Raw genomic sequence first — 25,149 nt, 5'->3', positions numbered from 1 at the left:
TTCCTACCTAATTTTTGCGCTTCCACGGCGGCAGACTCGCATCGCTTACCCGAATATCTTTTACACGGCGCTTTCCAGGCCCTAACAGCCTAGCGATCCAACGTGTTTGTGGGTGACTATCAAGTGCGATCTTCAACGTCATCGTTAGTACCACCGAAAGTAGCATCCCCGCCGCACCAAAGATCCACCCCCATACCACCAGCGATAAAAACGCCACAAATGTAGAAAGCCCCAACGCCTGCCCCATTACCCGCGGTTCAATCAGATTGCCGAGCACAAAGTTGATGACCAAATAAGCAGAGGCTAGCAGTAACGCTTGAAAAGCGCCGCCGTCTTGGGAGACCAGCAGCAGCAACACGGGGGGTATCGCCGCCAGCGCGGAGCCAATATTGGGAATAAAGTTGAGCGCAAAGGCCAACACGCCCCACAACAGCGGAAAATCCACGCCTACAATCATGCAAGAGAGCCATACCAGCGCCCCGGTGGCCAGGCTAATCATGGTTTTTACGGCTAGATAGCGCTTCAGCGTTAAGCTGAACTCACTAAAACGCTTCAAGCTAGGTGCCGGATTTTCCAGTGCGCGGGAAATTTTATCGCGCACATTCAACGTCTCGAACAGCATGAAGATGACCAGCAGTCCAACAATGATGCTCTGCATAAAGAGGTTGCCAAGCTGACTCAATAGCGCCGGCATCCAGGAGCCTTCATCTTCCCCCTCAAAGAGCGAGTTGATCTGGTCAGGATTAATCGCTAACCCTCGAGAGGAGAGTGCATTGAGCAAGTTCCAATACTGTTCATAAAGCCGCGACTCTATTTCCGGCAACGCCGTCACGAAGGTACTAAAGCTATTGACCACTAGCAGGCCAATCAGCGATATAAACCCCAGCAACACCATCAGGGTTAACAAGGCTGACAGCCGCATGCTCAGCCCACAGCGATGCAGCCACTGCACTGGAGAGGTACATACTACTGCGATAAATATTGCGAGCAGCAGCGGCACTAATAAATCAGCACCTGCTTTCATTCCTGCAATAATCACTACCAGCGCAGCGAGCGCCAAGGTGGCATTGAGGGGAATACTGCGGTAATCCTCGTCCGACAAGTTCGACATAATCTATCCCTGGCTTGTTGTCCATATATAATGGCTGCATTCGGCATATTGCACAAACCGTGCAAATAATAAGCAACTGTTTTGCGACCACTCTTCCGTGCTGAACTTTCTTTTCTACTTCGCTTCAAAGCTACGTCTACTTGAATGATTTATACCCGGTTTTAACTTGGCGGCGCCACTGCCCGCTCACTAAGGAAAACATTTATGCAAGCCATACCAGCTAACCTTCAAAAACCAGGCTCTAAACGTTTACGCAATGGCCTACTAGGCGGCGCTCTATTGGCACTCCTTAGCGCTCCTTTTGCACACGCTTCACCGTCAACACCGCCCCAGCCAAGCTTGCATGTTCAAGCGCAGTCTTGGGTTGAGGTAGAACCCGACAAGGCCACCCTGAATGCACGATTGTGGGAAAACACACCCGCCCTTTCCACCTTGGAAGAGAGCGATAGTAGCGCACTTAGCGATGCCCGCGAGCGCTTAGAGACCCGCGCCAGCGAATTAATCGAACAAATGGAAGCCACCGGCCTTGAACGCAATGCCATCAATGCAGGCTCGCTAAATGTCTATCCTGAGCATATTCAAGGGCCACGCAATGAAGATGGCGAGCATGAGACCCTGCAGCGCACACGTCTTGAGCGCCCGATCACCGTCGAACTCACCGACCTTGGTCAGTTAAGCGAGGTGTTAGACGCGCTAATAGCCGCTGGTGTTAACTCATTGGATGGCGTGCAGTTTGACCTACAAGACCGCGACGCTGCCACTGACGAAGCGCTGGTCAAAGCGCTGGAGAAAGCGCAACACAAAGCAAACCTGATGGCCGACAGCTTAGATGCTGAGCTTGGTCATGTGCAGCGCATTGAAGAGACGCAATCACCTATCTTCCAGCCGCGCATGATGGCGATGCGTGCAGAAAGCGATGCCGCTGGCGCCAGTCAATCCAGTGCCGCCAGCGATTACAGCCCCGGCACCATCCGCATTGATGCCGGGGTTAGCGTTGAGTGGGCGCTTAAAGGGCCAGACGCTCCACGCCGCCCAGATAGCGACGTAGCGGCTCAGGAATAATCACCGAGCCATCTGCCTGCTGGTGGTTTTCAAGCACCGCCAGCAGGCAACGACCAACCGCCAGCCCTGAACCGTTCAGCGTATGTAGCAACTGCGGCTTTTTGGAATCCGGATGGCGATACCGCGCTTGCATACGCCGGGCCTGGAAATCCTCGCAGTTAGAGACAGACGAGATCTCCCGGTAAGTCTCCTGGCTGGGCAGCCACACTTCCAAGTCGTAGGTCTTCGTGGCCCCAAAGCCCATATCCCCAGTGCATAGCGTCACTACGCGATACGGCAACGCCAGTGCCTGCAGGATCGCCTCTGCATGACCACGCATCTCTTCCAGCGCGTCGTAGCTCTTCTCCGGCTCCACAATCTGCACCATCTCGACTTTATCGAACTGATGCTGGCGGATCATTCCGCGGGTATCGCGCCCGTGCGAGCCCGCCTCGGAGCGGAAACATGGCGTATGTGCGGTAAGCTTCATCGGCAGCGCTGCCTGCTCGACAATTTCATCGCGTACAAAGTTGGTCAGCGGTACTTCTGAAGTGGGGATCAGGTGGTACTCGCGCTCATCGTCCAACTTGAACAAATCTTCGCCAAACTTCGGCAACTGGCCGGTGCCCATCAGCGAATCGCGGTTGACCATATACGGCACGTAGCACTCTTCGTAGCCGTGCTGTTCGGTTTGGGTATCCAGCATAAACTGCGCCAACGCCCGGTGCAGGCGCGCTATGGGCCCGCGCATGACCGCAAAGCGAGCGCCAGTGATTTTAGCCGCCAGCTCAAAATCGAGATAACCCGACTGCTTACCCAGATCAACGTGATCCAACACCTCGAAATCAAACTCCCGCGGCGTGCCCCAGCGGTGCAGCTCGACATTCTCGTCTTCGCTTTTGCCTTCCGGCACGCTTTCATGGGGTAGGTTGGGAATACCGCTGATAGCGTCGTCCCACTCTTCCTGCACCTCGGCTAGCTCGCGCTTGGCTTTATCCAGGCGATCGCCTAAATCGCTGACTTCATCCAGCAGCGGCTGAATATCTTCACCGTTGGCTTTGGCTTTACCAATCGCTTTGGAGCGCATATTGCGCTCATTTTGCAGCTGCTCGGTTTGCGTTTGCAGCTCGCGGCGACGCGACTCCAGCGCCTGCAATCCCGCTTTATCAAGCACAAAGCCCCGGCGGGCCAGTTGTTGAGCAACCGTGTCAAGATCACCGCGCAGCAGTTTCGGATCGAGCATGAATCCTGTCCCTTGGCCTGAAAACAATAAAAGCACCGCGCCAATGCGCGTGCATAAAGGGGTCTATTGTAGGCAAAAGCGCGGCGAGGAGCTATGGCCGGTATCACCAGACGCACGTTTAGCTACGCTAAAAGGCTCCAGCACCAGAGAAGTCAGCACTAGCTAACGCCACACTCCAGTAGCGCGTGGTAAGCCTACGGCGCACCCGCGAATGCAGCGCATAGCGCTGCTAGAAGGTAGCGGCACGTAATAAGTTTGCGCTATCGCTAAGCAAGGTTCAGTTATCGAATCGACTGTATGTGCTATGACCACTCGGCATATCCATCCCAGCCCGTTAGCCAAAAGTGATAGAGTGCCCGCCGATTCGTCTAACGAATCGATAAATAATAGGTTTTAACACTTTTGACAGGAGAAGCGCAGTGCAGGAGACAGCACAGCAAGGAAAGTTTGCCTGGTGGCGACGAATTGCCCTATGGAAGAAGATTCTCGCCGGCTTGGCGTTGGGTATTTTGGCAGGCGCGCTATTAGGTGAGACCGCCAGCGTGTTTAAACCGCTGGGCGATATTTTTATTAACGCCATTATGATGCTGATTGTGCCACTAGTGTTTTCCACTCTGGTGGTGGGTATTACCTCAATGCGCGACCCCCAGAAAATGGGTCGTATTGGCGCGCGTACCATTACGCTCTATTTGGTCACCACCGCCTTTGCTATCTCCATTGGTCTGGTACTTTCCACCCTGCTGCAGCCGGGCGTGGGCGTTGATTTAAGTTTTGACTCTGAAGTGACCGCTAACGAAGCGCCATCGCTGGTCTCTATTCTGGTTAACTTAGTGCCGCGTAACCCGTTGGACGCCCTGGCCAACGGCAACATTATGCAGATCATTGTGTTTGCCATTGGTTTAGGTATTTCGCTGACGTTGATCGGCGATAAAGGCGAGCCGGTCATGAAGGTCTTCGATAGCTTTGCCGAGGCAATGTACAAGCTCACCGGCATTGTGATGGCGTTTGCGCCCTTCGGCGTATTTGGCTTAATCGCCCACGTCTCCGGACAGTACGGTTTAGAGATATTGCTGCCGCTGGCCAAGTTGATTGGCGTGGCGTACCTGGCCAGCATTCTTCACGTGCTGGTGATCTACTCGGGTTTGATCTCGCTACTGGGGCGGCTAAACCCCATGCGCTATTTGCAGGGCAGTCTGGACGCTATTGTTGTGGCGTTCTCGTCCGCTTCTTCTGCGGGCACCCTGCCGGTCTCTATACGTTGCGCGCAGAAGAACCTGGGCGTTTCCGAAGGGGTTTCAGGGTTTGTGTTACCGGTAGGCGCCACCATCAATATGGATGGCACCGCGCTTTACCAGGGCGTGGTCGTGCTATTCATCGCCCAAATGACTGGCACTGATTTGAGCATGATGGATTACGGCATGATTGTCGCCACCGGCACACTGGCCTCCATTGGTACCGCAGGCGTACCAGGCGCTGGCCTGATTATGCTCTCGATTGTGATGGCCCAGGTTGGTCTGCCGCTGGAAGCTATCGCCGTGGTCGCGGGGATTGATAGGATCCTTGATATGGCACGCACCAGCGTCAACGTTGCCGGTGATTTGATGGTGACAACCCTGGTAGGTAAAAGCGAAGGGGAGCTCAATGAAGAGATCTACAACCGCCGCTAGTATGAACTCAGGCATTTATAGCGTGTAAAGAAGCGCAACTCATTATGCGATCAGCAAGCATCCCGTCACAGAAAAACACCCGGCAAATGCTAGGTGTAGGCAGGGGTGCTTTGATACCGTCTCTCGATAGCAACTGCAAGGGGGATTTACCCTCCTTGTAGTTAATATTTACTTTGGGACTTCAACACGCCAAACGCAATATGCGCCAATTCCGCATAGCCGCTTCCAACACCAATAACGTTGGTTTGCCACGGGCTCAAACTTCAGTTTGCTGGCATCAATGCCGATACATGCCATCACGTTGTCTCGCGTTGTTCGTACAGCTTCTTTCGGAGTGCTAAAGACTTTGGATACCGTTCAAATTGACGTGATAAAGAACATCTACGAAGCAGGGCCAATGCCCTTGTTCATTTGGAGACTCAGTTGACGATGGACAGTTTCAAGCTCCAAACCCAGGAATAAAGAAAAATTCCAAGCATCAAAACAATCACGAAAACATCAATTCATATAAGTCCCACCGTTAACATTAATAGTTTCTCCAGTGAGAAAATCAGACATACTGGAGGCAAGAAAAAGCACAACATCTGCTACATTTTTAGGTGTTCCTAATCTTTTCAAAGGCACATTAGATGTGACTTTTTCAAAGTAATCATCTGACCATTGTTTAATCATATCGGTTTCAATAGGACCAGGACTAACACCATTAACATTTATATTATACCTTGCCATCTCAAGAGCAAGATGCCTTGTTAAGTAATCAACACCAGCTTTAGATGCTCCATATGAAGGGGCAGCATTCTTATGCCCCGACTTAGCAGTACTAGAACTAACATTAACAATTTTACCGCAACCCCTCTCGACCATATGAGATAAAACTGCCTTGCTGAAATAAAAATTTCCATTCAGGTTAACATCGACTACATGATGCCAATCTTCTAACTCAACATCTAAAGTAGCGCTGCGCATATTAATGCCAGCATTATTTACCAATATATCAATTTTCCCAAAATGTCCTATTGTTTTCTTAGAAACCTCTTCTGCAGTTTCAGGATTAGTAACATCTCCAGCAAAAACCAGACACTCCCTTCCCATTTTTTCCACATCGCTGCAAACTTCATTTAACAGCTTTAAGTTTGTACCAACAATAGCTAAAGAGGCTCCATTCTCAGCCAGCGTATTAGCAATACTCCTGCCTATGCCTCTACTAGCACCCGTTACGATCGCTACCTTATCAGCTAACATCATCGCCATTAACCTCAAAAATGAATTCAATTACTAATTGATGGCATATTACATCAACAAGTCCGGTAGGAATGTCACAATTTGCGGGAATACAATAATACTAAGTATAGACACAAGGTAAATAATGACAAAAATGACAATATGTTTCATCATTTTCAGTACGTTTGTACCGGCTATTTTTGCTGACAATAAAGTAGACAACCCATAAGGCGGCGTTACCGTCCCCAGCCGAATAGCCATCACCGTTACAATACCTGCAACAACCGGATCAACGCCTAATTCGCGTATAACAGGAACGGACATAGGCACAAAGATTAGCATGGCTGAATTTGGCTCCATAAAGGTACCAAGGATAAAATACAGCAACACCAGCACTAATAAAAAAGTAAAGGCGTTAAAATCATTTTCAATAATAAAACTAATGACTGGATCTAGCGCTTGATAATAAGATAAGACCCAAGATAAAAACGAAGCAGCGGCAATCAGTATATAGATAGAGGCTGAATCCGTCACAGCCCTGTGCATAACTTCTTTATAGTTTTTAAAGCTTCTTTCCTTTTTAATAAAGAAGGCCACAACAAATACATACACCACGGCAATCGCGGCGGCTTCCGTTGCGGTAAATACACCTGCCATTATCCCCACAATGACAATTAAAAATAAACTAACAGGAAAAATGCTTTTCTTTATCGCCAACCGCTTGGAAAGCTTATCATCCTCACTTAAACCAAGAAGCTCATTACTCACCGGCCCAACATTATTTTTATGAGCATAATAGTAGGCGTAAAACATTTGGGTTGCACCAATCAGAACCCCTGGAATAATCCCTGCTATAAACAACGAAGCGACAGAGGTCTGTGATAAAGCACCGTACACTATTAATAAAATACTAGGAGGTATTATCGACCCTATGGTAGAAGATGCAGCGGTTATCGTTGCTGCAAACTCTTTGCTGTAACCTGCTTTTACCATGGCAGGTATTAAAATCCGGCCTAGCGATGCAACATCTGCTACTGAAGAGCCCGATATAGCCCCAAAAAACACACTCGTTACAATATTTATATGTGCCAGGCTGCCTTTCAAGTTACCCACTAAGGATTTAGATATATAAATTAAGTCATCTGTTACTTTTGTCAGGTTGAGCAACGCACCACAAAAAATAAATAGCGGGATCGCTAACAGTGTAAAGCTTGAAAAGGACTCGATCATAACAGAACTAGCTTGAGTCAAGCTTACGAGCGGCTCGAAGATGATAGGAATCGCTGCAGCGATAACTATACTGAACGCAACAGGAACACCAATCAACAAGCAAACAAGGAAAACAGAAATGATTGTCAGCAAAATCATTTACTTTGAACCTCTTTCTTATGTTTCTTAAAAAATAAGCCCCTAGCATTGAGCAAATGAAAATAAACCATGAGTATCGAGCCCACCAAGAATGCTGAATAATAATAAATTAGGGAAGGCTGCGAAGAAAGAAATCGAATCGATACTAATTCCGACCTAACCAACCCTGACTTGAAAGCAGCAACGCCAATAAAAACCAGTATCACAATACCCACAAGAGTAAGAAAATAGACGATGGCATCTCTTATTTTAGTTCCTCTTTCGCTCAAATAATCCGAGAGTATGTCAATTTCCAAATGTGCCTTTTCCTTTACTGCTATAGCAGACCCCAAAAAAACAAGCCACAGTAGAGAAAACTTCCTTAACACCTCTAGCTCCGGTATGGAATAAGAGAACACATACCTTGTGATCACCCCAGTAAACAACGTTACTGAAATTAGTACCAGCATGAACATCCCTATCAATGATACCGATCTTAACAGTAAAGAATTAATTTTTTCAGGCCACATGTCACAACCTCCAAAGAGGTACTACCCTAAAACCTTAGGGCAGTACAAACTCACTATCAGTTAAAGGTTTTGTTAACGACATCTTCCACATCATATTTTTCAGCCAATTCATTTAGCTGAACCCGCGATCTTTCAATAAAACTCTCTCGATCAGGATCTGTAAAACTCACACCAAAATCATTTTCTAACGTTGCGATATCTTCTTCAGTTTTTTCAAAAGCTTTACTGATATATTCAGGCTGAACGACATCCCGTGCTCTTTCGATTGCGTCTTTATGTTCATCAGACAATGCTTCATATCGTTCGTTATTCATGACCACAAAGCCAAGATCTAAACGGTGCTGTGTTCTAGCTATGTATTTGGCTACTTCGCCAAACCGCTGTTGAATCATTGCATCTAAACTATTTTGCGATCCATCTGCGACGCCTGTCTGTAGCGCAGAGTATACTTCGTTAAAGGCAATGCTCGTGGGGTCAGCCCCTAAGTTACGCCACCACTCAAGCTCAGTAGACCCTGTGCCACTGCGCATTGTTTGCCCTTCTAGGTCTTCAACAGAATTAATGGGGAAGGTACTAATGATATTTCTTTCCAGGCCGCCCTCATACATAACTGTCTTCAAACCAGGATTTTCTAGAAGCAAATCCTCGAAATATGAGAGTTCACCTTCTGTATTCACGATAGATTCGAAATGTTCTCTATCTTTAAACAGATAATAAGCACCCAGCACTTCAAACACGGGATTTTGTTCAGCGAACCAGCCTGAGTCTGAGTAGATCATATCAATATCACCAGAGATGACTGACTGATATAAGCTTGAGGCGTTGCCTAGGGTTCCATCAGTGTGAACGGTGACTTCGATCTCTCCGTTACTCTGACTTTCAATTTCTTCGCCAAATGCTGTAAGCGCTCTCGCTAGCAGTGAGTTCTTAGGTGTAATCGTCGCAGCTACCAACTTCACTGTTTCTTCGCTTGCGGAAGCTTGCTCAGAATCTTCATTCGAGCAACCACTAATGACGGTAAACAAAGCTCCTGACAACAATAGAACTGTTGTTTTGTGCAACATAGTCTTTTCTAAAATCATTGTTTGTTCTCCTTTAACACAAACTAAGCGTTTAACCCGCTCTTGTGTGATTGTATTAGCGGTCTGTAACGTTGGGCCTCAGGGCGACTTCGTAAAGGCGCCGCATACGATATCGACTGCGCAAAGATTCAACCGAAGTGAGGCAGTCGCATACAACAGCAATAAAAATCGAAGGCACTGAATCAGTGACCTGCAATTTATCAATGCTGTTGCTCCTCTTCACGCCTATTGACATCTATGATCTCTCTCAACGCTCAGCGTCCTACCACAATGGCTTCAGCCAACAATGTTGTCAATTACGGAAATACATAAAATTCATCTTAAGAAAATATATAAAAATAAGCCATTGTTAATAAAGAGTTTTTAAAACAAATAACCCTTTAGTCTATACGCTTATTTTTACTCTATAACTTGACAACATCTTTTCCAATGATGATGATCATCGTCATAAAGGCAGCGATAACACACCCATGCCGCTAAGGAGTGAGTACAAAAAATGACACCTGACGAAATCGCAGCAAAAATGAACGGGGCCTCCGTCTCGCGCCCTGGCGGGACCGAAGCTATTCTGCCGTCAGCAGCCGTACAAAATCATGCCGCTTTCCTATCCGCCCTTCCCGATGGCGCACTGCTCTGCACGTGGTTCGGGGGAACACTCGAAGGCAAGTCGGATATCTCCATTCACGCATCAGTGCTGTCGCCTAACGCAGATACCTGGGGACCCGCGCAACGCCTTACCGACGACGCGACCCGGTCTGAACAAAATCCAATCATCTTTATATCGCCCGAGGGCGAAATAATTCTGTTCAATACGGCTCAACCTTCGGGCAATCAGGATGAAGCCAGGGTGATCATGCGCCGACTTGAGGTAAAGGGCGCGCATGTAACCAGTGGCCCCAGCCGTGACCTGGGTTTGCCGGATGGAACCTTTATCCGCGCCCCACTGAGTGTTAGGCAGAACGGCGAGTGGTTGCTGCCACTATTTCGCTGTAACCCTCGCCCAGGCCAACGCTGGAATGGCAGCTACGATACGGCTGCAGTAGCGGTCTCGAAAGACCGAGGCGAAACATGGGCAATTGCAGACGTGCCTGATTCGCCAGGGGCTGTTCACATGTCAACGGTGACGCTCGAAAACGATAAGCTGGTAGCCTTCTATCGTCGCCGCCAAGCAGATTTCGTACACCGTTCAGAAAGCCTCGATGGCGGTCAAACCTGGACATCCCCCACGCCCACCAACGTACCTAACAACAACTCCTCAATTGGCGTGACACGGCTCGCCGATGGGCGAATCGCTATGGTCTGCAATCCAGTCTCAGCCGCAATGTCTCAGGATCGCCGCGAGTCTCTGTATGACGAGCTAGGCGAGGAGGATGATCGGCCAAATGCTTCGGGCGGCTGCCAGCCGATCTGGGGTGTTCCACGCGCCCCCCTGGCGCTATGCCTTTCCGAAGACGATGGACGCACCTTCTCTTATCAAGTCGTTATCGAGGAGGCCACAGGCACATGCCTCTCCAACAACTCGGTGGACGGCCACAACAAAGAGTTGTCTTACCCCGTCATTCTGCAGCGAGACAATGGGCAGGTGGAAATCGCCTACACCTTATACCGCCGAGCTATCAAGCATGTTCGGCTCAGCCTTGATTGGATAAACGGAGCAGCCGTATGAGCGATATTCTCGGTATTACTATGGGCGACCCCGCTGGAGTCGGCCCCGAAATAACCATCAAGGCGCTGGCCGAGATGACGCCCGAAGAGCGAACGAAAACGCGCGTTTTTGGCAACCTGGCGACCTTAGAGGCAGCCCAAAAGGCAGTCGGCACATCCATTGACCTTTCAGGCTTAGTCGAGGATGTAGACATTCCGGGTGCTCCATTGCCCTGGGGCCAACTTAGCCACGCGGCTGGGGATGCCGCTTTTCGCTTTATTGAGACGGCGGTTCGGGCGGCTCAAGACGGCTCAATTGGCTGCATTGTCACAGCGCCGATTAACAAGGAGTCGCTGAACGCGGCTGGTCATCATTATGATGGCCATACAGGCATGCTACGCACTTTAACGGGATCGGATGCGGCCTACATGCTGCTGGCATCTGAGCGGCTGGAAGTGATCCACGTATCGACTCATGTCTCACTAAAAGATGCCATTGAGCGCGTGACTCCCGAGCAAGTACTCGTGACGATTCGCGCCGGCTACGAGCATATGCGCCGTATGGGTGTCGAGTCTCCCCGTATTGCCGTCGCAGGACTTAATCCTCACTGTGGCGAAAACGGCTTATTCGGCAATGAAGATATTGAAAAGATCAAGCCAGCTGTCGCCATGGCGCATGACGAAGGCATGAACGTTGAAGGGCCCATTTCAGCTGACACTGTCTATTATCGCGCCTACCAGGGTGAATTCGACTTAGTGATCGCCCAATACCACGATCAGGGCCATATTCCGATCAAGCTAATCGCCTTCGACTCGACGGTGAATGTCTCGGTGGGACTGCCGATCGATCGCACGTCAGTCGATCACGGCACGGCTTTCGATATCGCCGGCACTGGTAAGGCCAACCACACCAACATGAAAGCTGCCATTGCCTATGCGCGCAAACTGGTAGCAGGCAGGTACACATCATGACAACCAACGATTTCGGCGGCGTGTACTGTGCCGCCGCCACCCCCTTTACCCAGGACAGAAGCCCTGATCACGCCGCCTTTGCACAGCATTGTCATGCGCTTATCGAAGAAGGCTGCGACGGTATCGCCCTCCTTGGCACAACCGGTGAAGCAAACTCGTTGGGTCTGAAAGAACGACAGGAGCTCCTTGAGCGGGTGATTGAAGCCGGTATCGCGCCATCGCGGCTGATGCCAGGAACCGCACAAACCAGTGTGGCGGACACCGTAGCGCTGACGCGACACGCGGTCGAGGCTGGCGTAAAGGCGGTCGTGCTGCTGCCCCCCTTTTATTACAAGTGCGTCAGTGACGAAGGGCTCTTCCGTGCCTATGCCGACATTATCGACCAGGTCACCGATGACCGGCTGCGCGTGATCCTTTATCACATTCCTCAGATCTCCGGGGTCGCGATTTCGCAGGCGCTCATTACTCGCTTGCAAGCCGCCTACCCTGGCATTGTGATCGGGATCAAAGACAGCTCAGGTGATCTTGACAACATGCGCCGCACCATCGCCGAGTGTCCAGATTGCGCTGTGATGGCCGGGGCCGACCCGCTGATGCTGCCGCTTTTGCAATCAGGAGGCGCTGGTTGCATTACGGCCAGCTCGAATTTGGTCGCGGCGGATTTACGCATCGTCTTCGATAAATGGAATGATCCCACGCACCAGGCTGAGGTTGAGTCGGCACAGGCGCGCATCAATGCATGGCGCGAACTCACCAATGCCTACGTTCAGCTACCCACCGTCAAGACGATGCTAGCCCGTCGCCGTGGCCTAGATAGTTGGACACGCGTTCGCCCGCCGTTCATTGAGCTTTCTGATGAGGAGCGTGCGTCGGTCTTGACGCGAATGGAACAACTTGAGCATGAGGACAAAGCATGAGCGCAATCGATAAACCGATCACTATTCACCAGCCTAAGCGGCTGGAAGTGGGGGCCGGAGCCTCTGCTCGTTTAGGCTCATGGGCGGCTGGGGTCGAGCGATCGCTCGTCATCGCTGACCAGCACACGGCCAGCTATGCCGACGCACTAGAGCTGCCGGGTAACGTCACCATATTCGCTGACGTTACACCCGAACCCGACACCAGTGTACTTGAACGGGCAATTGCTTTCGCCCGCGAATGCCGGCCTGATCTGGTCGTGGGTCTCGGCGGCGGTTCGGTGATGGATATCGCCAAATTGGTCGCCGCACTTTGGGACGGTGAACAAGCGCTTAAGGACGTTGCGGGCCCGAACCGCGTGCAGGGGCGCCGCACTCTCCTCGCCCAAGTGGCAACAACCGCCGGCACCGGGTCCGAGGCGGGTATTCGCGCCCTGGTCACTGATCCGGATTCGAAGTCGAAAATCGCAGTTGAAAGCCCATATTTGCTGGCCGATTTCGCCGTACTCGACCCCGTGCTTACTTACTCGGTACCGCCTGCTGTCACCGCGGCGAACGGAATCGACGCCATGGCGCACTGTGTCGAAGCATTCACCAACATCAACGCGCACGACCTGATCGACGGCTATGCGCGAATGGGAATGTCCTTGATCGGCAAATACCTGCCACGCGCGGTCGCCGATGGTCAGGACACCGAAGCACGCGCCGGCATGATGCTCGCCTCGTATTACGGCGGAATCTGTCTAGGACCAGTAAATACCGCCGCGGGCCATGCCCTCGCCTATCCCCTGGGAACACGCCTCAGTCTTCCACATGGCCTATCTAATGCGATCATTTTTCCACACGTGCTTGCCTTTAATGAGTCTGTGCACTCAGAAAAGACGCGCGAAATCGCAGGTGCGCTGGGACTTCACTTCGATGGCTCCGCTGGATCGTTGTTTGATTCGGCGTATGCCTTTTGTCGAGATCTCGGCGTCGAGATGCAGCTTGCCAAACATGGCGCTCAAGAAGAAGACCTGTCTACCTGGGCCGAAGAAGCACATGGTATCCGCCGCTTGATGGACAATAATCCACGCGATATGACCGTTGACGATGTGCTTGCGATATACCGAGCTGCGCTCTAATTCACGGCACTTAAAAACCACCAGGCCTCAGCCCCATCGCTTTGAATAGCCAAAGCTATCTCTAGGCCTGCAGGTGATTGGAAATAACGGTTCAGCGAAATAAAAAAGAGATCCCCAATGGCGCCCAAGATAGAAGCTTTGAGACTCATCATTATTGCTGACGACCTCACCGGTGCACTCGACTCTAGCGCAGCATTTGCACGGTATGGGTTTCGCACCTATGCCGTGACCTCACCAGAGGCCATCGCGCGCGCGCTGGCCGAACGACGCCCAGAGGTTTTGGCCGTCTCGACACAAACGCGTGACGCCTCCCCAGAGGATGCTAAAGAGCGAGTCGCTCAAGTGATGCGGGCACTGCCTAGCGGCACACTCATTTTTAAGAAGGTTGACTCCCGGCTCAAAGGACCGATTGCCGCTGAGCTAGACGAAATCCCTTACCATAGGATCGTCGCCATGCCGGCAATCCCGCAATTCGAGCGGATCGTTGTCAACAGCTGCGTCAGCGGCTTTGGGGTGGACGCACCAATCTCGGTCGGCGATGCGCTCGGCCACCATGCCAGCAGCGCCTGTATACCTGATACGCTCCATGACGAAGAGATGGATCAGTGGATTGGCGCTCATACCACCGACACCCTATTTTTGGGTGCACGCGCGCTCGCAGAACGCTTGGCAATGCACATGGCCGAGCATGCGACTCCGCAAGACCTGCCGTTGTCGTTCCCGCCAGCGCTATGTATAACCGCAGGGTCAAGGGATCCGATTACATTGGCTCAGATTAAAGCGCTGCTCTCAGCTAAACTTGATGTCGTACATATACCGGCGCCCAACGGATGCTTAGACGCAGAGCCGCAGCAAAACGCCCGTATAACCGTGTTGCAGGCCACTTCCGGCGCCACATCAATACCGGCTGCAACGGTGGCAACGAATCTCGCTGCGTCGCTCAAAAAGCTAACCCCAGAGAATGACGTTACCTGGTTTCTCACGGGCGGAGCGACGGCTGAGGCTGTGCTGCTAAGTAACGATATACTGGAAATGCAAATACTCGGTGAAATTCTTCCCGGCCTTCCCGTCTGCCGAACCGAAAATACGGTATTTATTACTAAGTCGGGTGGCTTTGGCGCGGATGATACACTGGTAAGGGTCGCCGAAATGATTTGCAAAACTTAACGGAAAAGCCGCATGAGTGATCAACGAGAACCCACATCGGGACGCCGCAGTTTAGGCGAGATGGTCTACGACCAGATGCAACGTGCGATTAAGTCAGGGTCTTACCAAGCTGACGAGCGCTTACCGACTGAACATGAGCTTGCTGCAGAATTTCAGGTATCTCGCCCTATCGTGCGCGACGCACTGCAGAAACTACGCGAGCAAGGGCTGATCTATTCCCGGCGCGGTGCTGGCAGCTTCGTACGAAGCTTCGGCCTGCGGCAACCGTTGGGTTTCGGACAGATAGAAAACATTGCCGATTTAGAAGATTGCTATGATTTTCGCCTTAGTGTCGAGCCGGGAGCAGCAGCCAGGGCTGCGGAAAGGCACAACGAGGAAGACCTTCAACTCATTAAATCCGCCTTGAAATTATTGCGCGATGCAACCAACCGTCGCCGACATCATGAGGACGCAGATTTTCAGTTTCATTTGGCAATATCGCAGGCGTCGGGAAACCGCTATTACGCGACAGCAATGGAAGCACTGGAAGATCACATCGCCGTTGGCATGCAGTTTCATGGGCTCTCCCTCAAGGCAACGCCCGATGGCCTGCAACATGTGTTTGAAGAGCACCGCGCTATCGCTGAGGCGATCGAACAGCGTCACCCAGAACTCGCGCGTGATCTCATGCGTCAGCACTTGACCGGGTCGCGTGACCGCTTGTTCGAAGGAAAGCGACGCGCCACGACTTCCAGCCCCATGACAGCGACAAAGTAATTCTTATGTTCTTGCCTGGGCAGCGACATCACTACCACTATGAGAAAGCCTCTGGCAGCTACTTTATTCCTACCAGCACAGCGTCATGGTTGTACCACACAGAAAAAACGCCTGGAAAGTCGGATACCTACAAGACCGGGTGAATAAAGAGAGGGCCGTAGGCGCCCGCTGTGATTAGCAGCGGGCGCCTGCGCTCCCCTATTTTCATAACCTTCCCTACAGCAGTTGTGATTCGCACGGTTTCTCGGCAACCTATTAGCATCATTTTTAGCCGAGCAACGCAGCTATGCCTACCGCTTTTGATCAAACGCTCATCGCCATCGATGCCCTGCATGCCGAGGATCCGCGCTCCACGACGCTTGCCGATGGCACATCCATGCCCCAGGAACTGGCTTATGCCCAGCGCATGAGCGACTGGCTAGACCGCGTGCATGACGCTCCAGTTGAGGTGCTGCGCTTAGCCGTACGCGCCCAGCACTTACAGCGCTGGTTAGTACCGCGTGAGGAGTACCCCGAAGGGCGCGTAGGCTACTTAACCTGGCGACGCGACCAGGGAAAGCGCGCAGGCGATACCACCGCCCAGCTAATGCGCGACGCAGGCTACGCAGACGAAGATGCCATCCGAGCCGCAACGATAATCGGCAAGAAAGGCCTGGGTCGCGATCCCGATGTACAAGCGCTGGAAGATTGCGCCTGCCTGGTATTTTTAGAGAACTACTTTGCCGATTTCTCGCGCAAGATCGAGCACGACCATATGGTGCGCATTGTGCAGATGACCTGGCGCAAAATGTCACCCCGCGCCCATGCACTAGCCTTGAAGCTACCGATGTCGGATGCCTCATTAGCGCTAGTAAAAGAGGCCCTGGGAGCAGAGTAAGGTGCAGTGCAAAGCGCGACAGTGAGATGCAGCGGGGCAGCCGCTGCGGTAAAGTAGCGGTCTTCTTTTAATGCGCCCCCGGCACTGACGGCTTGATCAACTATGATTGCATCCTTGGACACCCGTACCGCCCCGTTCGAACGCTTGGGCAATGAGTATGTACGTTTTCTGCAGGCGCTTAAAACGCGCGGCTTCGAAGGCGAAATCGCTCCCGACTATGCCAACCGTACGGTGCTGGCAACGGATAACTCGATTTACCAGCGCCTGCCCCAGGCGGCGGTCTACCCCAAGCATGCCGAAGACCTAGAGCGCCTTACCCGGTTGGCCGCGCAAACCACTCACCGCAGCATTGTATTAACGCCCAGAGGCGGCGGCACCGGCACCAACGGTCAGTCGCTCACCGATGGCATCGTGGTGGATGTCTCCCGCCATATGAATCAGATCCTAGAGATCGATGTGGAAACACGGCGGGTGCGCGTTCAGGCAGGTGTGGTGAAGGATCAATTAAACGCAGCGCTCAAACCCCATGGGCTGTTTTTCGCCCCGGAGCTTTCGACCTCCAACCGCGCCACCATTGGCGGCATGATCTCTACCGATGCCAGCGGCCAGGGCAGCTGCGAATACGGAAAAACCCGTGATCATGTGCTGGAGCTCGATACCATTTTGATCGGTGGAAAGCACCTGCACAGCCGCGCTTTAACATCGGACGAAGAGCAGGCTGAGTGCCAGCAGGAAGGTATTCTGGGCCGCGTACATGCCACCGCCGCCAATATTATCGACCAACAGCGCGAATTGATTGCAGCCAAGTTCCCACCGCTCAACCGCTGCTTGACCGGCTACGATTTGGCCCACCTGCGCGATAGCGAGGGGCAGCTCAACCTCAACAGCCTGCTGTGCGGCTCGGAAGGCTCGCTGGGCTTTTTGAACGAGGCGGTGTTGAATGTGCTGCCGATTCCCAAGCACTCCACTCTGGTCAATGTGCGCTACACCAGTTTTATGGATGCACTGCGGGATGCCAAAGCGCTGATGGCCGCTAGCACCTCTTCACAACCTCAGCCGCAGGCGCTACAACCCCAGCCGCAGGCGCTGCGCCCTACTTCCATAGAGACCATCGACGACACCGTGCTGCAGTTGGCCATGGAGGACTTCGTCTGGGACAGCGTGGCGGAGTTCTTCCCGGCAACCGCTAACACGGCGATTCGTGGTATTAACCTGATCGAATTTAATGACGACGATGAGAGCGCCCTCGCCAAGCGGGTTCGCGCCTTCACCGACCACCTAAGCCAAGACACCACCGTTGAGCGCCTAGGCTACACCTTGGCCGAGGGGCGCGGGCAGATCCAGAAAGTCTACGCCATGCGCAAGCGCTCGGTGGGTTTGCTCGGCAATGTGCAGGGCGAGAAGCGGCCGATTCCGTTTGTGGAAGATACCGCCGTGCCGCCGGAGCACTTGGCGGACTTTATCACCGAGTTCCGCGCCGCGCTGGATGCCCGAGACCTCGCCTACGGGATGTTTGGCCATGTCGACGCCGGTGTACTGCACGTGCGCCCCGCCATCGATATGAAGGATCCCGAACAGGAAACACTGATTCGCGCGGTGTCCGATGAAGTGGCGGCGCTGACCCAGAAATATGGCGGCCTGCTGTGGGGCGAACACGGTAAGGGCGTGCGCTCGGAGTACTCACCTAAATTCTTTGGTGAGCTCTACCCCAGCCTACAGCGGGTAAAAGCCGCCTTTGACCCCTATAACCAGCTAAACCCTGGCAAGATCGCCTCACCTCTCTCTAACCCGCCAGGGGCCGCGGGCATTTCCACCTCGCCCGACGCTGCGGGCAAGCCTCAGAGTAGCGAGCTAATCGCCAAAGATAGCGACCCCGATCTGTTGACGGTGGATGGCGTGCCCATGCGCGGTCAGTTTGACCGCACCATCGATGAGCGCGCCTGGCAGGCCTATGACGCCGCGGTGTATTGCAACGGTAACGGCGCTTGCTACAACTACGACCTTGATGACCCCATGTGCCCCTCCTGGAAGGCGACGCGGGATCGTCGTCACTCGCCCAAAGGCCGCGCCAGCCTGATCCGCGAGTGGCTGCGCCTGCAGACCCAGGCGGGAATCGATGTTGTTGAGGAGTCGCGCAAGAAAAAAGCCGAAGGCGGCTGGGGCTTTATTAAACGCTTTCCGCTGCGGGTGGCGAATACTCTAAGCCGCAAGCAGCACCACGACTACTCCCATGAAGTTTATGACGCCATGGCGGGTTGCCTGGCGTGTAAGTCCTGCGCGAGTCAGTGCCCGATCAAGGTCAACGTTCCCCAGTTCCGCTCGCAGTTCTTGGAGGTCTACCACGGCCGTTACCTGCGCCCGCTGCGCGACTACGTGATTGGCGGCACCGAGTTTATGCTGCCTACCCTGGCCAAAGCCGCACCGCTGTATAACGCCGTGATTGGCCAGCGCTGGGTAGAGCAACTGATGCGCCGTACGCTGGGCATGAGCGACTCCCCGGCGCTTTCACGGGCCAGTGTTAAAAAGCAGCTAAACGCCTGGGGCGTTGCCGAGGCAACACCGCTCTCACTGGCCCTGTTAACCGAACAGCAGCGCGCCAATAGCGTGATTATTGTCCAGGATGCCTTCACCAGCCACTTTGAAGCCAAGCTGGTGATGGACGTGGTGGAACTGCTGTCACGCCTCAATCTACGCGTGTTTGTGATGCCCTATTCGGCGAACGGCAAACCACTCCAGGTGCAGGGCTTCTTGGGCGCCTTCGAACGTACCGCCGCCAAGCAGGCCGAGCGGCTACGCACCTTGGCCCGCTTTGATATCCCCCTGGTGGGTATCGACCCGGCGATGACGCTCACCTATCGCCAGGAGTACGTCAAAGCGCTAGGTAATGAGGCGGTGCCGGAGGTGCTGATGCTGCAGGAGTGGCTCACGACCCGCATCAATACGCTAGCGCCCAACCAACTTAAGCTAACCGACCCCGGCTTTAAGCTGCTCTCCCACTGCACCGAGAAAACCAATGCACCGGGTAGCCCTAAAGCATGGCAGCAGGTATTTGCGGCGTTTGGGTTAGAGCTTGAGCTGGTGGCCACCGGTTGCTGTGGTATGTCTGGCACCTACGGCCACGAAACCCGCAACGCCGCTACGTCCAAAACGATCTACGCCCAGTCGTGGCAGCCCCAGGTGGAGGCCGAAGAAAACGTAGGCAAGTTACTGGCCACCGGTTACTCCTGCCGCAGCCAGGTAAAGCGCTACTCTGAACAAGTGCTGCTACATCCTTTACAGGCGTTACTCATTGCCCTAAAGCGCAGCTAAAGTTTGTACAAACACTAAACCTTGTATAACGTTGAGGGAGCTAACGGCGTGCGGTGCAGAAAACTGTCACGCTGTTCATTGACTGTTATTTTTTCAGGAGCTGCCTTGTTATCTCTATTTTCTTCCCTGACTCGCCTAGGCGCAGGCGCTGTTTTAACCCTGAGCCTGGGGGCCATGGCGGTCGCTCAGGAAAACCGTGTTGAGACGCAGGTGGTTGCTGACTCTCCCCGGATAGAGATATTGCCACTTACCGGCAGCGTCAGTGCCCCACGTACCTCGCTGCTATCAAGTGCTGAAGCGGGTCAGGTCAGCGAGCTAACGGTTGAGATGGGCGACACAGTCACTCAAGGCCAGCCGCTGCTCTCCCTGGATACCCGCGATATTAGCCTGGAAAGCCAGCGCGCCCGCGCGGATCTGGCCCAGGCCGAAGCCGAGCGTGACGAAGCACAGCGCCTAGTAAGCGAAGCCAACCAGCTCTCGGCGCAAAACTTTGCCGCCAGCGACCGCCGCCAGCGTGAAAGCGCTTTAGCGGCGGCCCAGGCCACCCTTGAAGCGCGCCGAGCAGATTACGAGCTGGCTCAACTGCAGCTTGAGCGTCACCAGGTACGCGCCCCCTTCGACGGCATGGTCACCCACCGGGAGAGCAATATCGGTGAGTGGGTCAACCCTGGCGATACCCTGCTCACCTTGGTCGATTTAGCTTCACTTCGTTTAGATTTCTCGGTGCCACTCTCTGCCTTCCAACGCTTTGAGGGCTCTCAATTAGAGGTGCGCTTAGAAGGCAGCGATCAATGGCACCCGGCGCGCACCCTCGCGCGTATTCCTCTCGATGCCAGCTCAAGGCAGTTTCTGCTTCGCGCGGCGCCGGAAACACCGCTGGAGATGCTGCCAGGTATGGCGGTGGAAGGCCGTTTGCAACTTAACGGCGAAAGCGGGCCCAGCGTGCCGCGGGATGCCCTCATTCGCCGCCCGGATGGCAGCGTTAGCGTTTGGCTAGCCCGCCAGAGCGATGATACTTGGCAGGCGTTCGAACAGCGGGTTGAGATCGGCAGCAGCTACCAGGGAGAGGTCGCCGTCAATGAGGGCCTATCAGCGGGAGACCGCGTTATCGTCGTCGGTAATGAGCGGCTTGAAGAAGGACAAAACGTGTCCCTGAGCGACGACTAAAGGAGCCCGCCCCACCTATGTTTGCCGCCATTATTCGTCACGGCATCTTGGTTAGCGTCATTACGCTGATCCTGCTGATTCTGGGTATCGCCGCCATCTGGCGCATCCCTGTACAGATGATCCCTGACCTGGAAACCCGCGTGGTGGGTATCGAGACCCAGTGGCCGGGGGCTACGCCACAGGATATTGAAAAGGATATCCTGATCGAGCAGGAGGAGTTCCTGCGCAATGTGCCTAACCTGCAGCGCATGGAGTCGACAGCAAGCAGCGGTAGCGCCGAAATCGAGCTAGAGTTCCCTTTCGGCGTCGATCTCACCGAAACCTTGATTCGGGTTAACAACGCGCTAAGCCAGGTGCCCTCCTACCCCAACAACGTCGACCAGCCGCGCATCGTGGCCAACTCGTTTTCCGCCAACGCTTTTATGTACTTTAACGTTGGACCCCGGGAGGGCAATCCGCGCCAGCTCGATATGCCCGCCATGCGCGACTACCTGGAAGATAACGTCCGCCCGCGCCTGGAGAGTGTTGCTGGCGTATCAGAAGTCACGGTTTCCGGTGGCGCCGAACGGCAAATGCAGCTGTTGATCGACCCCGAAGCGCTAGCCGCCCGTGAACTGAGTATCGCTTATATTCAGGCCGCCCTTCAGGCCCGCAATCAGGATGTCTCCGGCGGTAACCTAGAGAGCGGCAAACGCCGCTACCTGCTGCGTACCGTAGGCCGTTTTGAGGATGTTGAAAGCCTTGAAGCGCTGATTCTCATCCGCGACGGCGACGCGGTTACCCGGCTAAGCGATGTGGCTGAGGTGCGCCAATCCTACGCCGAACTCACATCCCGCGCTTACAGCTCGGACGGTCAGCCGGTACTGAGCGTGCAGGTGCGCCGAGAACCGGGCGCCAATGTGATCGACATCAAGCGCGCCATGCTCGACGAAGTCGCGGCGCTTAATGAAGGTCTACTAGCCGAGCAGGGCATGCGCATGACGCTCTCCAGCGACGACGTGCGCTACGTGGAGTCATCGATTGCCAATGTTTGGGTTAACCAGGGCCTGGGCGCGCTGTTTGCCACCCTGGTGATGTACGCCTTCCTGCGCTCTGCCCGCGCCACCATGGCCGGGGTTATCGGCATCCCTATCTGCACCATCGCCGCCTTTCTAGGCCTGCTGCTAGCGGGCCGCACGCTCAACGTTATTTCGCTGGCGGGTGTTGCTTTCGCCATTGGCATGACGATAGACAACACCATCGTGGTGCTGGAGAGCATTGAGACCCAGCGCCGCCGAGGCTTGGCGCGTTTTGAAGCGGCTCTCGAGGGCGTTAAGCAAGTATGGCCTGCAGTGCTCGCTTCAACGTTGACCACTATTTTAGTCTTTGTGCCCATCTTCTTTATTCAGCAGGAAGCCGGGCAGCTCTACTCCGATATTGCAGTGGCCATCTCAACCTCGATTATTGTCTCAATGGTGGTTGCCATTACCGTTATTCCCACCCTGGGCGCGCATATCGATTTTCGTGGTAAGGAGAGTGCCTCAACGTCATCACCGCGCTGGGTACGCGGCTGCCTGTGGGTGGTTGATGGCATGATCCGCACTGCTTCCCGGCGCTTTCTCGCTATCGTGCTGGGCATCATGGGAGGTATCGGCATTTTTGTATTGTTGACACCCCCGGCCGAGTACCTGCCCGAAGGCGAAGAGGCCAAAACTTTTGCCAGTATGAACGCCCCGGCGAGTTACAACCTGGCCACCATGGATGCCATTGCGCAAACGCTGCAGCAAGAACTGGAGCCCCATGTAGGCGCTGCTCCAGAGGGCTTCGAACGCGGCGACACCGATATCCCGCCGATTCGCACCATGGGCATACAAGCCGAAGCTCAAAGCCTACGGATCATTGCAGAAACCATCGACCCCACCCATATTGAAGCCTTGATGGACGCCCTCACCCGGCGCTTTGAAAGGTACCCGGACATGCGCGCCTTTGCCGCCCGTGGCTCGATTATCTCCAGCAACGACGGCGGAACGCGCAGCATCACGCTGGATATTGCCGGTAACGATCTAAACGAACTCTACACCACCGCCAATGCGATTTATCAGCGCGCCGAGACAGTGTTCGACAACCCGCGCATTCAGTCGCGGCCCTCCGCCCTGGATCTTGGCCAGCCGCTGATTGAGGTGTATCCCGATTGGGAGCGCGCCGCAGAAGTCGGCCTGGATACCAACGCCCTGGGCACCACCGTCGCGGTGCTCACCAACGGCGCCTACCTGGATGACTTTTATCTCGACGACGAGAAAATCGACCTTTACGGCTATGGCTCCGAGGCGGGGGATATTGACCTGGACGCCCTTGCCACCCTGCCCATCTATACCCCTTCTGGTGTGAGCGTTCCACTCAATACCCTTGCCGAAATTCGCGAAACCGTGGGAACGGCCACCCTTCGGCGGGTGGATGGTCGACGCAGTGTTACGCTGGACGTCATCCCACCTCGCAGCGTGACGCTGGAAGCCGGTATCGACCGTATGCAGCGTGAGGTGATTGAACCACTGCGCAATGAGAGCGCAATCCCTGCCAACATTAACGTCAGCGTGACCGGCGCGGGGGATCAGTTAGACGCCACCCGCCAGGCGCTTACCGGCAATGCGTTAATTGCATTAGCTATTGTGTATCTGCTGCTGGTGGCAATTTTTGCCCACTGGGGTTATCCGCTGCTTATCCTCGCCACTATTCCATTAGGCGCCGCTGGGGGAATTGTGGGGCTATGGCTAATGAATACCGTGGGAGCTCAGTTGCCAAAAATTGGCTTGAGTGCCATCAGCCAGCCGTTTGATATGATCACCATGCTGGGCTTTTTGATTTTGATAGGGACAGTGGTTAACAACCCGATATTGGTTGTTCATCAGGCGAGAGAGAATCTGCGCACGGCGAGCATGGGGGTTCGTGAAGCCGTTCAACAGGCGGTAGAGAGCCGTTTAAGGCCTATCGCCATGACGACTCTCACTACCCTTTGCGGCCTTTCGCCGCTGGTGTTTCTGCCTGGGGAAGGCACCGAGCTTTACCGCGGCGTTGGGGCCATTGTGCTATTCGGGCTGCTCGGCACGGCGATCGTCACCGTCACCTTCTTGCCAGCGCTTACCGTCGCCGTGCTCAGTTGGAAAACCAAACGACCGGCGAGCTAAAAGCGGGCTACTTAGAAGAACAAACGCTTAAGTGCCAACCCCGGGTCACTTTCGCGCATAAAGGCTTCGCCGACCAGAAAACCGTTGACGCTGTGGTCGCGCATTAGCTCAACGTCATCGCGGGTATGAATACCCGATTCGGTAATCACTGTGACGCCCTCAGGAATGCGCGGCAACAGATCCAAGGTGGTATTCAGGCTGGTTTCAAAGGTATGCAGGTTGCGGTTGTTGATGCCGACCAGCTTTAGATCCAGTGCCAGGGCACGCTCAAGCTCGTTGGCGTCGTGCACCTCGACCAGCACATCCATACCCAACTGATTGGCCTGCTGATGCAGGTCGCGTAGCTGTGCATCGTCCAGGGCAGCAACGATCAGCAGAATACAGTCAGAACCAATCGCCCGCGCTTCACAGACCTGATAGCCATGGGTGATAAAGTCCTTGCGAATCACCGGCAGTGTGCAGACGTCCCGAGCGGCAATTAGATAGTCTTCATGGCCCTGGAAGAAGTCGGCGTCGGTAAGCACGGAGAGACAGGCAGCGCCGCCCTGGGCATAGCTTTTGGCGATATCCGAGGGGTGAAATTCTTCGCGAATAACGCCTTTTGACGGTGAGGCTTTTTTCACCTCGGCGATAATCGCCGGATCACCCGTTGCGATGCGCGTATTCAGCGCCTCAATAAAGCCACGCGGGGTGCTCTGCTGCTCTCCTAACGCGAGCAAATCCGCCTCTGAAACGGCCTGACGGCGCTCTGCCACCTCCTGGTCTTTGCGAGCAAGAATGCGCGTTAAAATAGTCGGCGTTGCCTGTTGAGTCATG

General features: G+C 54.0%; 19 protein-coding genes. 12 read left to right on the top strand and 7 right to left on the bottom strand.

The window, feature by feature from the left end:
* Positions 1 to 7: 7 nt before the first annotated feature.
* A complete protein-coding gene (locus HALA3H3_RS17635) occupies positions 8 to 1,111 on the bottom strand; it encodes an AI-2E family transporter (protein ID WP_022522892.1) in 1,104 nt (367 codons plus the stop codon).
* Positions 1,112 to 1,315: 204 nt separating this feature from the next.
* Between HALA3H3_RS17635 and HALA3H3_RS17630 the strand changes: the two genes are divergently transcribed.
* Positions 1,316 to 2,173 (top strand): SIMPL domain-containing protein, encoded by an 858-nt coding sequence (locus tag HALA3H3_RS17630; protein WP_022522891.1) that lies wholly within the window; start codon positions 1,316 to 1,318, stop codon positions 2,171 to 2,173.
* On the opposite strand, the gene serS is transcribed toward HALA3H3_RS17630, so the two are convergent.
* Positions 2,118 to 3,395 carry a serine--tRNA ligase gene (serS, locus tag HALA3H3_RS17625; protein WP_022522890.1) on the bottom strand — a complete coding sequence of 426 codons (1,278 nt, stop codon included), beginning with the start codon at positions 3,393 to 3,395 and terminating at the stop codon, positions 2,118 to 2,120. The two genes, HALA3H3_RS17630 and serS, sit on opposite strands and share 56 nt — an antisense overlap.
* 419 nt (positions 3,396 to 3,814) lie before the next feature.
* Here serS and HALA3H3_RS17620 point away from each other — a divergent pair, with 419 nt between their 5' ends.
* Positions 3,815 to 5,062 carry a dicarboxylate/amino acid:cation symporter gene (locus HALA3H3_RS17620; RefSeq protein ID WP_022522889.1) on the top strand — a complete coding sequence of 416 codons (1,248 nt, stop codon included), beginning with the start codon at positions 3,815 to 3,817 and terminating at the stop codon, positions 5,060 to 5,062.
* 498 nt (positions 5,063 to 5,560) lie between these two features.
* Here the strand turns inward: HALA3H3_RS17620 and HALA3H3_RS17615 are convergent, their stop codons facing one another.
* The 4 genes from HALA3H3_RS17615 to HALA3H3_RS17600 are packed head-to-tail and all read right to left on the bottom strand — an operon-like array spanning position 5,561 to position 9,242.
* A complete protein-coding gene (locus HALA3H3_RS17615; protein WP_022522888.1) occupies positions 5,561 to 6,307 on the bottom strand; it encodes an SDR family NAD(P)-dependent oxidoreductase in 747 nt (248 codons plus the stop codon).
* 45 nt (positions 6,308 to 6,352) lie between these two features.
* Entirely contained in the window at positions 6,353 to 7,651 is a 1,299-nt protein-coding gene (locus HALA3H3_RS17610) for a TRAP transporter large permease (protein ID WP_022522887.1), read from the bottom strand.
* Positions 7,648 to 8,160, bottom strand: a complete 513-nt coding sequence (locus HALA3H3_RS17605) for a TRAP transporter small permease (protein ID WP_053857032.1) — start codon at positions 8,158 to 8,160, stop codon at positions 7,648 to 7,650. Before HALA3H3_RS17605 ends, HALA3H3_RS17610 begins: the two co-directional genes overlap by 4 nt.
* A gap of 56 nt (positions 8,161 to 8,216) precedes the next feature.
* The gene (locus HALA3H3_RS17600) at positions 8,217 to 9,242 is read right to left on the bottom strand and encodes a TRAP transporter substrate-binding protein (protein WP_022522886.1); all 1,026 of its coding nucleotides are present in this window, start codon (positions 9,240 to 9,242) and stop codon (positions 8,217 to 8,219) included.
* A gap of 496 nt (positions 9,243 to 9,738) precedes the next feature.
* On the opposite strand from HALA3H3_RS17600, the gene HALA3H3_RS17595 reads away from it, so the two are divergent.
* The 10 genes from HALA3H3_RS17595 (at position 9,739) to HALA3H3_RS17550 (ending at position 24,333) form a co-directional block, all read left to right on the top strand.
* Entirely contained in the window at positions 9,739 to 10,908 is a 1,170-nt protein-coding gene (locus HALA3H3_RS17595; RefSeq protein ID WP_022522885.1) for a sialidase family protein, read from the top strand.
* Positions 10,905 to 11,858 (top strand): 4-hydroxythreonine-4-phosphate dehydrogenase PdxA, encoded by a 954-nt coding sequence (pdxA, locus tag HALA3H3_RS17590; protein ID WP_022522884.1) that lies wholly within the window; start codon positions 10,905 to 10,907, stop codon positions 11,856 to 11,858. Before HALA3H3_RS17595 ends, pdxA begins: the two co-directional genes overlap by 4 nt.
* On the top strand, positions 11,855 to 12,775 hold the full coding sequence (locus tag HALA3H3_RS17585) for a dihydrodipicolinate synthase family protein (protein ID WP_022522883.1): 921 nt from the start codon (positions 11,855 to 11,857) through the stop codon (positions 12,773 to 12,775). Before pdxA ends, HALA3H3_RS17585 begins: the two co-directional genes overlap by 4 nt.
* Positions 12,772 to 13,896: an iron-containing alcohol dehydrogenase gene (locus HALA3H3_RS17580; RefSeq protein WP_022522882.1), complete on the top strand. Its 1,125-nt coding sequence runs from the start codon at positions 12,772 to 12,774 to the stop codon at positions 13,894 to 13,896. The genes HALA3H3_RS17585 and HALA3H3_RS17580 overlap by 4 nt, the downstream gene beginning before the upstream one ends.
* A gap of 117 nt (positions 13,897 to 14,013) precedes the next feature.
* Positions 14,014 to 15,063, top strand: a complete 1,050-nt coding sequence (locus tag HALA3H3_RS17575; RefSeq protein WP_022522881.1) for a four-carbon acid sugar kinase family protein — start codon at positions 14,014 to 14,016, stop codon at positions 15,061 to 15,063.
* Positions 15,064 to 15,075: 12 nt separating this feature from the next.
* The gene (locus HALA3H3_RS17570; protein ID WP_022522880.1) at positions 15,076 to 15,819 is read left to right on the top strand and encodes a FadR/GntR family transcriptional regulator; all 744 of its coding nucleotides are present in this window, start codon (positions 15,076 to 15,078) and stop codon (positions 15,817 to 15,819) included.
* A 286-nt stretch (positions 15,820 to 16,105) separates the two neighbouring features.
* Positions 16,106 to 16,696 carry a DUF4202 domain-containing protein gene (locus HALA3H3_RS17565; protein ID WP_022522879.1) on the top strand — a complete coding sequence of 197 codons (591 nt, stop codon included), beginning with the start codon at positions 16,106 to 16,108 and terminating at the stop codon, positions 16,694 to 16,696.
* 102 nt (positions 16,697 to 16,798) lie between these two features.
* On the top strand, positions 16,799 to 20,005 hold the full coding sequence (locus HALA3H3_RS17560; RefSeq protein WP_022522878.1) for an FAD-binding and (Fe-S)-binding domain-containing protein: 3,207 nt from the start codon (positions 16,799 to 16,801) through the stop codon (positions 20,003 to 20,005).
* Positions 20,006 to 20,110: 105 nt separating this feature from the next.
* Positions 20,111 to 21,172 (top strand): efflux RND transporter periplasmic adaptor subunit, encoded by a 1,062-nt coding sequence (locus tag HALA3H3_RS17555; RefSeq protein ID WP_022522877.1) that lies wholly within the window; start codon positions 20,111 to 20,113, stop codon positions 21,170 to 21,172.
* Between the two features lie 17 nt (positions 21,173 to 21,189).
* The gene (locus HALA3H3_RS17550; protein ID WP_022522876.1) at positions 21,190 to 24,333 is read left to right on the top strand and encodes an efflux RND transporter permease subunit; all 3,144 of its coding nucleotides are present in this window, start codon (positions 21,190 to 21,192) and stop codon (positions 24,331 to 24,333) included.
* 11 nt (positions 24,334 to 24,344) lie between these two features.
* On the opposite strand, the gene trpC is transcribed toward HALA3H3_RS17550, so the two are convergent.
* Positions 24,345 to 25,148, bottom strand: a complete 804-nt coding sequence (gene trpC / locus HALA3H3_RS17545; protein WP_022522875.1) for an indole-3-glycerol phosphate synthase TrpC — start codon at positions 25,146 to 25,148, stop codon at positions 24,345 to 24,347.
* Position 25,149 lies beyond the last annotated feature (1 nt).

The sequence above is a fragment of the Halomonas sp. A3H3 genome (genome assembly GCF_000982975.1).
Lineage (GTDB): Bacteria > Pseudomonadota > Gammaproteobacteria > Pseudomonadales > Halomonadaceae > Vreelandella > Vreelandella titanicae.
The sequence above is the reverse complement of the archived record's forward strand: the minus strand, read 5'-3'. Positions and strand labels throughout refer to the sequence as shown.